Genomic DNA, 11,165 nt, shown 5'->3' on the forward strand with positions numbered 1-11,165 from the left:
CACCCTCCGTACGAACGGTGAGCAGCCGGATCGACAGCTACGAAGGAACGTAGTCGAACGTGTCCGGGTCCGGGCCGGTGCGCTCGTCACGGTTCAGACCGGAGATGTCCGCCACGTCCAGGTCGGAGAGCTCGAAGTCGAAGATCGCGAAGTTCTCCTCGATGCGGCTGCGGGTGACCGACTTGGGGAAGACGATGTCGCCGCGCTGGAGGTGCCACCGCAGCGTGACCTGCGCGGGGGTCTTGCCCAGAGCCTCAGCGATCCGCACGATCGTCGGGTCGTCCAGCACCTTGCCCTGAGCGATCGGGCTCCACGCCTCGGTGGCGATCCCGTGCTCGGTGCCGTACGCGCGCACCGCCTCCTGCGTGAGGTACGGGTGCACCTCGATCTGGTTCACGGCGGGGGTGATGGTGGCTTCCGCCCGCAGACGGTTCAGGTGGTGCGGCTGGAAGTTGGAGACGCCGATCGACTTGGCGCGGCCGGACCGGTAGAAGTCCTCCATCGCCTTCCAGGTCTCGACGAAGTCGCTCACCGTCGCCAGCGGCCAGTGGATGAGGAACAGGTCCACGTAGTCCGTGCCGAGCGCCTCGAGCGTGACGTCGAACGCGACCGCCGCCTGCTCGGGATCGTGCATGTCGTTGTTCAGCTTGCTGGTGAGGAAGACGTCCTTGCGGTCCAGGCCGGAGGCGGCGACGGCATCGCCGACGCCCTTCTCGTTGCCGTACATCTGCGCGGTGTCGATGTGGCGGTAGCCGACCTCGAAGGCCGCCAGGACCGCGTCCTTGGTCTCGGCGGGGTCGATCTGGAAGACGCCGAACCCCAGCTGGGGGATCTGGACGCCGGTGTTCAGGGTGAGGAGAGGGACAGTGGTCATGCCTCCATTCGACCCCGCGCGCACCCGGGGCGCATGTTAAGGTCACCAACTAACCAGTTGGTTGTCGTCGCTGAGGAGCCCACCGTGTACGTCGTCCCCGATCAGTCCGGCCGCACCGTCGTCGTCACCGGGGCCAACAGCGGCACCGGGCGGGAGGCCGCCGAACGGCTCGCCGCGGCCGGCGCGCACGTGGTGCTCGCGGTGCGCAACGCCGAGAAGGGCGAGAAGGCGCTCGCCGAGATCGTCGCGGCGCACCCCGACGCCTCCGCGGAGGTGCGTCTGCTGGACCTCGCCTCCCTGGCCTCGGTGCGTGCGTTCGCCGAGGCGCTCGCGCGCGACCTCCCGCACCTGGACACCCTGATCAACAACGCCGGCGTGATGGCCCCGCCGACGCGCTTCGAGACCGAGGACGGCTTCGAGCTCCAGCTGGGCACCAACTACCTCGGCCCGTTCGCGCTCACCAACCTCCTGCTGCCGCTCCTGCTCGCCGCCCCCGAGGGCCGGGTGACCACGATGAGCAGCGGCATGGCCAACGTGGGCCGCATCCGGTTCGACGACCTCCAGTGGACCCGTCGGCGCTACAGCCCGACGCGGTCGTACGCGCAGTCCAAGCTGGCCGACCTGCTGCTGTCCCGGCAGCTGGCGCGCGTCTCGATGCAGCGCGGCTGGACCCTGCGCAGCAACGCCGCCCACCCGGGGTTCACGCAGACCAACCTCCAGACCGCCGGCGCCTCGCTCGGCCGGGACTCGGTGCACCGCTCGCCCATCGGCAACCTGCCGTTCGTCCCGTCGCAGCAGCCGGAGCAGGGCGCCGAGCCGATGCTGTTCGCGGCGGCCGACCCCCGCGCGGTCGAGGACGGCTACTACGGCCCGTCCGGCCGGTTCGGCCTCGTCGGCCCCACCGGCCCCGCCCGGCTGAACCGCCGGATGCGCGACGACGACACAGCGGCGCGCCTCTGGGCCGTGACGGAGGACCTGACCGGGACGTCCCTGCCCGCATGATGGCCGCCGACACCCCGCGCCGGATCCTGGACGCGGCCGCCGACGAGTTCGCCGAGCGCGGGCTGGCCGGCGCGCGCGTGGACCGGATCGCCGAGCGCGCCGGGGCCAACAAGCAGCGGATCTACGCCTACTTCACCAGCAAGGACCAGCTGTTCGACGCCGTGATCGAGGACCGGATCGAGCAGCTGCTGGACGCGGTGCCGTTCGACGCGGCCGACCTGCCCGGCTACGCGGTGCGGATCCTCGACTTCAACCTGGCGCACCCGTCGCTGGTGCGGCTGCTCCTGTGGCACAACCTCGAGCGGCCGGCCGTGCTGGCGCGGCTGCCGCAGTCGGTGGAGTCGCACGCGCGCAAGGTCGCGGCCCTGCGTGCTGCGCGCGGCGACGACGACTGGGCCGCGGACCGGCTGCTGGCCCAGGTGCTCGGGCTGGTGCACGGCGTGACGCTCGCACCCGGACCGGACCTGGACCGGACGCGGGCGGACCTGCACCGCGCGGTCAGCCGGCTGGTCGGCTGACCGCCTCGACCACCGCCCGCAGGCGCTCGGGCTGGACGCCGTCCTCCGTGGCGATCGAACGGCGGACGACCCCCGCCAGGAGCTGCAGGGGCCCGCGCACGACGACGTCGGCGACCAGGCGGAGGTCGGTGCCGGCGGCGGTCGGGGCGAGCGTGTAGGTGTACACGGCGGTCACCGGTCCGGAACGCGACAGCAGGGCCAGGCGGTGGGACGCGTCGAGATCGTCGACGAGGGCGGTCCGTTCCTTGCCGCGCACGGTGAACGTCACCGTCGCCCCCCGCGCCAGCGGCCCGGCCATGGCGGAGACGCCGGGCATCCACTGCGGCGCCAGGGACCAGTCGGTGAGCGCCGCCCAGACCGCGTCGGGCGGGGCGGCGATGCTCGTGGTGGTGTCGATCGCGGTGGTCATGGCGCGACGCTAGGCGTCCGGGCCGACGCGGTCTTGGACGGGATTGACCACCGGTGCGAACCCGGGCTCGGTGGGGGCGTCCCCGTAGACCGCGCGGTACGCGGCGAGGTACGCGGCCGGCGTCGTGCCCGTGTGCCGGCGGAAGTGCCGGATGAGGTGCGCCTGGTCGTACCAGCCGCGGTCGGCGGCCACCTGCCCCCAGCCGACCGGACGCCCGGTGTCCAGCGACGCCAGCAGGTCGCGCATCCGGGCCACCCGCGCGAACGTGCCGGGACTCAGCCCGACCACGCGCCGGAACCCGCGGTCCAGGTGGGCGTGCGACAGGTGCAGCGACCGCGCGACGTCGGCGACCGGGCGGCCCGGCTCCGCGACGAGGACCCGCACCGCTGCCTCGACCGCGTCGGTGCAGCGGGGTAGCGCGTGCTCCCGTTCGGCCACGGACTCCGCGAGGGCGGCCTCGACCGCGGCGATCATCGCGTCCGGGTCCTCGAGCCCCAGCAGCTGCCGACGCAGCGGCGCCCACGCCTGCGCTCCGACCAGCCGGCCCCGGAGCGCCCGCGGGTCGACGTCGAACGCGGTCGCGCACCCGATCGGCGTCGCGACCACGCCGACGCACCACGTCTCGCCGAGGGGCCGGTTGAGCATCGGCTGGTCGTCGGGGCCCAGCAGGAACCCGGTCCGGGCCACGTGCACGTCGCCGGTCCCGTTGCGCGCCACCTGCGCGATCGGCGGCCCGAGCACGAGGCCCAGGACGGCCGACCCGGTCGGCGCGATCCGCTCGGCCGGGGCACGCAGCCGGCCGCGGGCGTACCAGACGCTTGCCACGGACCGCCCGAGGGCACCCGTGGGCTCGTGGGTGACGTAGGTGAACGTGTCGGTCACCCCGCGATCGTCCCGCAAAGGAGTGTCGGAGGGGGGTGCAAGGGTGGCAGCGTTCCCTTCCTGACGACCAACCACCTGCAAGGAGTCAGGGTATGTCTCACCTCCTCACCTCCCGCGTCACCGGCCCCGTGCTCACCCCGGACCAGGACGGGTTCGCCGACGAGATCGCCCCGCACAACCGCGCGGTCGTCCACGCGCCCGACGTCGCGGTCGGCGCCGCGAGCACCCAGGACGTCGCGGAGACCGTGCGGTGGGCCGCCGAGCAGGGCGTACCCGTCCACGTGCTGGCCACGGGCCACGGCGCCACCACGCCCGTGACCTCGGGCGTCCTGCTCACCACCCGCCGGCTCGGAGGCGTCGACGTCGACCCGGACGCCCGGGTGGCGACGATCGGCGCCGGGGCGCGCTGGTCCGACGTGGTCCCCGCCGCCGACGCCCACGGGCTCACACCGATCGCGGGCTCCTCGGCCAACGTCGGCGTGGCCGGCTACCTCCTCGGCGGGGGGCTCGGTCCCGTCGCCCGCAGCCACGGGTACAGCTCCGACCTGCTCGAGTCCGTCACCGTCGTCACGGGGACGGGTGAGGTGGTCGAGGCGTCGGCCGACGAGCACCCCGACCTCTTCTGGGCGCTCCGGGGCGGCAAGGTCGGCCTCGGCGTGGTGACGCAGGTGCGCCTGCGCCTGGTCGAGATGCCCGAGCTCTACGCGGGCACCCTGTTCTTCGGCGCCGAGCACATCGAGCCCGCGGTGCGCGGCTGGCTGGCGTGGACCTCGACGGCGGACCCCGCGACGACCACCAGTGCGGCGATCGTGCGCTTCCCGCCGCTGGAGGCGATCCCGCCGTTCCTGCGCGGCCGCACCGTCCTGCTGCTGCGCGTCGCCCGGCCCGGTGACGAGGCCGCGGGCAAGGCAGCCGCCGCTCCCCTGCGGGCCCTCGCGCCGGCGTTCCTGGACACGGTCGGCGTGCTGCCCGCGGCCCGCGCGGGGGAGATCCACAACGACCCGGGGCAGCCCGGACCCGGGTGGGTGCGCGGGATGCTGCTCGACCGCGCCGACGACGCGCTCGCGAGCACCTGGCTCGGGCTCGTGGGCGCCGACGCGTCGACCCCGTTCATGGCCGCCGAGCTGCGGCACGTCGCCGGCGCCACCGGCGTCGACGTCCCCGACGGGTCGGCGGTGTCGGGGCGCGGGTCGGCGTTCGTCGTGTCGGTCGCGAGCGGCAACCCGAGCCGGTTCGCCGAGCTGCCGGCCGCTGCCGACGCGGTCGTCGAGGCGTTGGCCCCGTGGGCGTCGACCGAGGTCAACCCGAACTTCGCCGGCACCGGGTCGGCGGTCTGGACGCCGGAGACGGCGGACCGGCTGGCTCAGGTGCGGCGGACCTACGACCCGGCGGGGGTGTTCGGGTGACCCCGTCTGGGGAGGAGTCGTGAAGGCTGCACCGTTCCCGCCCGCGACGTCACCCGGTGGTGACACGCTCTCGGGGCGCCGTGCGGGCGGGTGAGCCGGGCGTGCAGCAGCAGGAAGCGGCGCGATGCCGCGCGACGAGGGGACAGCATGTCGTTCGCAGGTGAACGCGCAGTGGCCGGTCGGCGGCTCGTGGGTGGCGGGATCGCCCTGGTGCTCGCGGCGGTGGGCCTGACCGGGTGCTCGCCCGAGCCGCCCGACCCGACGAGCGCGACCGAGGCGCTCGCCGCTGCGCTCACGTCCGGCGACTTCACCAAGGCCCCCTTCGCCGGCGGCGCTGCCGACGTCACCGCGGCGACCGCGGCCCGCACCAGCGCCTACGAGGGTCTCGCCCCGTGGCAGCCCACCGTGACGGTCGTGTCGACGGAGGTCGACGAGCAGGACGAGGACGTCGCCACGACGACGCTCGGGTTCACGTGGGACGTCGACGAGAGCGACTCCGACTGGACGTACGAGACGCACGCCAGGCTCGCGCGCGACGACGAGGACGTCTGGCACGTCACGTGGGCGCCCGCGCTGCTCGCGCCGGACCTCGTGGCGGGCGAGGTGCTGAGCGTCGAGCGGACACGGGCCGACCGCGCCAACGTGCTGGGCGCCGGCGGGGCGGTCATCGTCGAGCCGCGGCGCGTCCACCGCGTCGGGATCGACAAGACGAAGATCGCGGCCCCCGAGCAGGAGGCGGCGGCGCGCGAGCTGGGGCGGCAGCTGGGGATCGACAGCGACTCGTACGCCGCCAAGGTGCTCGGTGCCGGGGAGAAGGCCTTCGTCGAGGCGATCACCATCCGCGACGGCGACCCCGGCTACGACCTCACCGCGCTCGTCGGGCTGCCCGGCGTGATCGAGGTGCCGGACACGCTGCCGCTGGCTCCCACCCGCCAGTTCGCCCGGCCGATCCTGGGCACCGTCGGCCCCGCGACGGCCGAGATCATCGAGAAGTCGGACGGCGCGGTGTCCCCCGGAGACCTCGCGGGACTGTCCGGGCTCCAGCGCCAGTACGACGCCCAGCTGCGCGGACTGCCCGGACTGACCATCACCGCCGCGCAGGCCGACGGCGCCGCCCCGCGCCAGCTGTACGACGTCGCGCCCACCCCCGGCACCCCGCTCACCACCACCCTCGACGTGCGCCTGCAGGAGGCGGCCGAGTCGATCGTCGCCACCGTCGGGCCGGCCAACGCGATCGTCGCCATCCGCCCGTCGACCGGCGAGGTGCTCGCCGCCGCGAGCGGGGTGGGCGGCGAGGGCATGTCGACGGCCACGCTCGGCCAGTTCGCCCCCGGCTCCACGTTCAAGGTGGTCACCGCGCTCGCCTTGCTGCGGTCGGGGCTCACGGCGGACAGCGACACCACCTGCCCGACCACGGTGAGCGTCGACGGACGATCGTTCTCCAACTTCCCCGAGTACCCCACGGACAAGCTGGGCACCATCCCCCTGCGGACCGCCTTCGCCAACTCCTGCAACACGGCGTTCATCTCGGCACGCGACCAGGCGACCCAGGACGCGCTCATCGACGCCGCCGGATCGCTCGGGCTGGACCCGAACGCGTCGCTCGGCTTCCCGGCGTTCCTCGGGGACGTCCCCGCCGACTCGGACGGCACGGACCACGCCGCGTCGATGATCGGGCAGGGCCGGGTGCTCGCCTCGCCGCTGGGCATGGCGACGGTCGCCGCCTCGGTGGCAAAGGGGTCGACCGTGGTGCCGCAGATCGTCGTCCCGGTCGAGGGTGCCGCGGCGCCGGAGGCGGACGACGAGACGTCCACCGACGACCCGACGGAGACCGCGCGCGCCGCCGTCCCGCTGACCGCCGACGAGGCCGCCACCCTGAAGCAGCTGATGCGCGGCGTGGTGACCGAGGGCGGCGCGACGTTCCTCCAGGACGTCCCCGGCGACGAGGTCGCGGCCAAGACCGGCACCGCGCAGTTCGGCGAGGCGGGCAACCTGCAGAACCACGTGTGGATGATCGCCGTCCAGGGGGACCTCGCGGTCGCGGTGTTCGTCGACGTGGGCGAGTACGGGTCGACCACGGCAGGACCGCTGCTGGAGCAGTTCCTGCGGGCGGCGCAGGGGTGACGGTCGAGTAATCCGCAGGTCAGGGGACCCCGGCGCCGACACAATGGCCCGGTGTTCCTCACCCTGACGTCGACGGCCGACTCCGCGAGCGACCTGGGCTTCCTCCTGCACAAGCACCCCGACCGGGTGCAGGCGTTCGACCTGTCCGTGGGCACGGCGCACGTCTTCTACCCCGAGTCCACCGACGAGCGCTGCACGGTCGCGCTGCTGCTCGAGGTCGACCCGGTGGAGCTGGCGCGCGGCAACCGGTTCGGCGACGGGTTCGCGCTCGGCGCCTACGTCAACGACCGGCCCTACGCCGCGAGCTCGCTGCTGGCGGTCGCGCTGGGGCGCGTGTTCCGGTCGGCGATGGCCGGCACCTGCGCGGCGCGGCCGGACCTCGTCGGCGTCCCGCTGCCGCTGGAGATCCACGTGCCGGCCGTGCCGGACGACGGCGATGCCGCGCTGGTGGCGCGGCTGTTCGAGCCGCTCGGGTGGCAGGTCTCGGCCGGCGTCGGCCCGCTCGATCCCGCCGTCCCCGCGTGGGGCGACTCGCCGTACGCCGACGTGCGCCTGACCGGGACGTTCACCGTGGCGGACGCGCTGCGGCACCTGTACGTGCTGCTCCCGGCGCTGGACGGCGGCAAGCACTACTGGGTGGGACCCGACGAGGTCGACAAGCTGGTGCGCAGCGCGGGCGAGTGGCTGGGCGACCACCCGGAGCGGGACTGGATCCTGCGGCGGTCGCTGGCACACCGACGCGAGTACGTGGCGGACGCGGTGGAGCGGCTGGGCGTCGTCGAGGTGCCCGCCACTCCCGACGAGCCGTCTGTTCCGGAGGTACGCCCGCTCTCCCAGGTCCGGCGTGAGGTCGTGCTCGCGGAGCTGCGGTCGGCCCGTGCGGCGTCCGTCGTCGACCTGGGGTGCGGCGAGGGTGCACTGCTGCGCGAGCTGCTGGCGGACCCGTCGTTCACGCGGGTGGTCGGCGCCGACGTGTCGCACCGGGCGCTGCGGCGCGCGGCCGAGCGGCTGGGCCTGGACCGGATGCCCGACACCGTCCGCGCGCGGCTCACGCTGCTCCAGTCGTCGGTGACGTACCGGGACGCGCGGCTGGCCGGTGCCGACGCGGTGGTGCTCATGGAGGTCGTCGAGCACGTGGACGCGGACCGGCTGCCGTCGCTGGAGCGGACCGTGTTCGGGGACGCCCGCCCGCGGACCGTCATCGTCACCACGCCGAACGAGGAGTTCAACGTGCGCTACCCGACGCTGCACGCGGGGACCATGCGCCACACGGACCACCGGTTCGAGTGGACGCGCGCGCAGGGCGAGGCGTGGGCCGCCGGGGTGTGCGCGGCGTACGGGTACACGTTCCGCGCCGGTGCGGTCGGTGACGTCGACCCCGAGGTCGGTCCGCCGACGCAGCTGCTGGTCTTCACGCTCGGAGCGGCGGCATGACCGCGCTGGAGATCCCGGAGCTGTCCCTGGTGGCGCTGGTCGGCGCGTCCGGGTCGGGGAAGTCGACCTTCGCACGCGAGCGGTTCGGGCAGTACGAGGTGGTGTCCAGCGACGCCTGCCGCGCCATGGTGTCCGACGACGAGACCGACCAGGACGCCACCAAGGACGCGTTCGAGGTGCTGGGGTTCGTCGTCGGCAAGCGCCTGGACCGCGGCCGGCTGACGGTCGTCGACGCCACGAACGCCCAGCGCGACGCCCGCAAGCACGTGGTCGAGCTGGCGCGCGCGCACGACGTGCTGCCGGTCGCGATCGTGCTGGACCTGCCGCTGGACGAGTGCCTGGAGCGCAACCGCGGCCGGGGCGACAGAGCGCTGCCGGAGCGGGTGGTGAAGCGCCAGCACGACCTGGTGCGTCGCGCGGTCGGCGGTCTGGCCCGCGAGGGGTTCCGGCAGGTGCACGTGCTGCGCACGGTCGAGGAGGTCGAGTCGGCGACGATCACCCGTACCCGCCTGCACAACGACCTGCGCGACGAGCACGGCCCGTTCGACGTCGTCGGCGACGTGCATGGCTGCCGGTCCGAGCTGGAGTCGCTGCTGGAGAGGCTCGGCTACGTGCTGGTCCGCGACGACGCCGGGCGACCGGTCGACGCCGTGCACCCGGAGGGCCGGAAGGTCGTCTTCCTCGGTGACCTGGTCGACCGCGGCCCGGACACCCCGGGCGTGCTGCGGCTGGCCATGGGGATGACCGCCGCGGGCCACGCGCTCGCGGTGCCGGGCAACCACGAGCACAAGCTGGTGCGCGCGCTGGGCGGCCGGAACGTGCAGGTCAGCCACGGGCTGGAGACGTCGCTGGCGCAGCTGGAGGCCGAGGGCGCGGAGTTCTCCGCGCAGGTCCGGGCGTGGGCGGACGGGCTGGTCTCGCACCTGGTGCTCGACGACGGGCGGCTCGTCGTCGCGCACGCCGGGCTCAAGGAGGCGTACCACGGGCGGGCGTCGGGACGCGTGCGCAGCTTCGCCCTGTACGGGGACACCACCGGGGAGACCGACGAGTTCGGGCTGCCGGTGCGGTACCCGTGGGCCGACGAGTACCGCGGCCGCGCGATGGTCCTGTACGGGCACACGCCGACCCCGGTCCCGCAATGGGTCAACAACACGATGTGCCTGGACACCGGCGTCGTGTTCGGGGGACACCTGACCGCGCTGCGGTACCCGACCAAGGAGCTCGTCCAGGTGCCGGCCGAGCAGGTCTGGTACGAGCCGGCGCGGCCGTTCCTGGTCCCCGAGCAGGTCCGCCCGGACGACGTGCTCGACATCGAGGACGTGCTCGGGCGGCGGTCGGTGGAGACCCGGCACCACGGGCGGGTCACCATCGACGAGGAGAACGCGGTCGCCGCGCTGGAGGTGATGAGCCGGTTCGCGCTGCACCCGCGGTGGGTGCCGTACCTGCCGCCGACGATGGCGCCGGTGGCGACCTCCCCGCTGCCGGGCGTGCTGGAGCACCCTGCGGAGGCGTTCTCGGCGTTCGCAGCCTCGGGCGTCACGCGGGTGATCTGCGAGGAGAAGCACATGGGCTCACGGGCGACCTTGCTGGTGTGCCGGGACGGGTTCCGCTGGTCGGGTGCTCCCGACGGCGAGACCGGGGCGGTCTGGACGAGGACCGGGCGGGCGTTCTTCGACCGGCCGCTGACCGAGGTGTTCCTGGCGGGTGTCCGCGCCGCGGTCACGCGAGCCGGGCTCTGGGAGGAGCTCGGCACCGACTGGCTGCTGCTGGACGCCGAGCTGCTGCCCTGGTCGCTCAAGGCCGCACCCCTGCTGCGCGAGCAGTACGCCGCGACGGGCGCGGCCGCGCGGGCGATGCTGCCGTCGGCGGTGTCCTCGCTCGAGGCCGTCGCCGGTCGGGGGCTGGAGATCGGCGACCTGCTCGACCGGACGCGGCGGCGGGTGGAGGACGCCGGTCTCTTCGTCGACGCCTACCGCCGCTACGTCTGGCCGACCGACGGGCTCGAGGGCGTCCAGCTGGCACCGTTCCAGGTGCTGGCCGCCGCGGGCGCCACGTTCCACGACCGCGACCACGGCTGGCACCTGTCCGTCATCGACCGGCTGGTCGACGCCGACCCGGCGCTGCTGCGCACCACGAAGCGGCTGGAGGTCGACGTCGCCGAGCCGCAGCCGGGCATCGACTGGTGGGAGGAGCTCACCGCGGCCGGCGGGGAGGGGATGGTGGTCAAGCCGTTCGCCAACCTGGTGCACGGCCGGCGCGGGCTGGTGCAGCCGGGCCTGAAGGTCCGCGGGCGCGAGTACCTGCGGATCATCTACGGCCCGGAGTACACCCAGCACCTGGACCGGCTGAAGGTGCGCTCGCTCGGGCGCAAGCGTGGTCTGGCGCTGCGCGAGTACGCGCTCGGGCTGGAGTCGCTGGACCGGCTGGTCGCCGGGGAGCCGCTGTGGCGCGTGCACGAGCCGGTGTTCGCGGTGCTGGCCCTGGAGTCCGAGCCGGTGGACCCGCGGCTGTGAGAG

9 protein-coding genes are annotated in these 11,165 nt (G+C 74.1%); 6 read left to right on the plus strand and 3 right to left on the minus strand.

All coding sequences use genetic code 11. The annotated features are described in order from the left end of the window. Window positions 1-37: 37 nt before the first annotated feature. Window positions 38-874, minus strand: coding sequence for an aldo/keto reductase (locus tag HP550_RS18360; protein ID WP_175349115.1), 837 nt, complete (start codon window positions 872-874; stop codon window positions 38-40). An 84-nt stretch (window positions 875-958) separates the two neighbouring features. Here HP550_RS18360 and HP550_RS18365 point away from each other — a divergent pair, with 84 nt between their 5' ends. Beyond that, window positions 959-1,876 (plus strand): SDR family oxidoreductase, encoded by a 918-nt coding sequence (locus HP550_RS18365; RefSeq protein WP_175349116.1) that lies wholly within the window; start codon window positions 959-961, stop codon window positions 1,874-1,876. After that, window positions 1,873-2,394, plus strand: a complete 522-nt coding sequence (locus tag HP550_RS18370; protein WP_175349117.1) for a TetR/AcrR family transcriptional regulator — start codon at window positions 1,873-1,875, stop codon at window positions 2,392-2,394. The genes HP550_RS18365 and HP550_RS18370 overlap by 4 nt, the downstream gene beginning before the upstream one ends. On the opposite strand, the gene HP550_RS18375 is transcribed toward HP550_RS18370, so the two are convergent. Together HP550_RS18375 and HP550_RS23115 are read right to left on the minus strand one after the other, a co-directional pair. Next, on the minus strand, window positions 2,375-2,803 hold the full coding sequence (locus HP550_RS18375) for an SRPBCC family protein (protein ID WP_175349118.1): 429 nt from the start codon (window positions 2,801-2,803) through the stop codon (window positions 2,375-2,377). The two genes, HP550_RS18370 and HP550_RS18375, sit on opposite strands and share 20 nt — an antisense overlap. A 9-nt stretch (window positions 2,804-2,812) precedes the next feature. Next, the gene (locus HP550_RS23115; protein ID WP_175349119.1) at window positions 2,813-3,685 is read right to left on the minus strand and encodes a helix-turn-helix domain-containing protein; all 873 of its coding nucleotides are present in this window, start codon (window positions 3,683-3,685) and stop codon (window positions 2,813-2,815) included. 92 nt (window positions 3,686-3,777) lie between these two features. Here HP550_RS23115 and HP550_RS18385 point away from each other — a divergent pair, with 92 nt between their 5' ends. From HP550_RS18385 to HP550_RS18400, 4 genes are all read left to right on the plus strand, one after another. Further along, window positions 3,778-5,091: an FAD-binding oxidoreductase gene (locus tag HP550_RS18385; protein ID WP_175349120.1), complete on the plus strand. Its 1,314-nt coding sequence runs from the start codon at window positions 3,778-3,780 to the stop codon at window positions 5,089-5,091. Window positions 5,092-5,238: 147 nt separating this feature from the next. Beyond that, window positions 5,239-7,215, plus strand: coding sequence for a penicillin-binding transpeptidase domain-containing protein (locus HP550_RS18390; protein ID WP_175349121.1), 1,977 nt, complete (start codon window positions 5,239-5,241; stop codon window positions 7,213-7,215). Between the two features lie 51 nt (window positions 7,216-7,266). After that, on the plus strand, window positions 7,267-8,649 hold the full coding sequence (locus HP550_RS18395; protein ID WP_175349122.1) for a 3' terminal RNA ribose 2'-O-methyltransferase Hen1: 1,383 nt from the start codon (window positions 7,267-7,269) through the stop codon (window positions 8,647-8,649). Then, window positions 8,646-11,162, plus strand: a complete 2,517-nt coding sequence (locus HP550_RS18400) for a polynucleotide kinase-phosphatase (protein ID WP_175349123.1) — start codon at window positions 8,646-8,648, stop codon at window positions 11,160-11,162. Before HP550_RS18395 ends, HP550_RS18400 begins: the two co-directional genes overlap by 4 nt. Window positions 11,163-11,165 lie beyond the last annotated feature (3 nt).

This window comes from Cellulomonas humilata (assembly GCF_013359775.1).
Classification (GTDB): domain Bacteria; phylum Actinomycetota; class Actinomycetes; order Actinomycetales; family Cellulomonadaceae; genus Cellulomonas; species Cellulomonas humilata.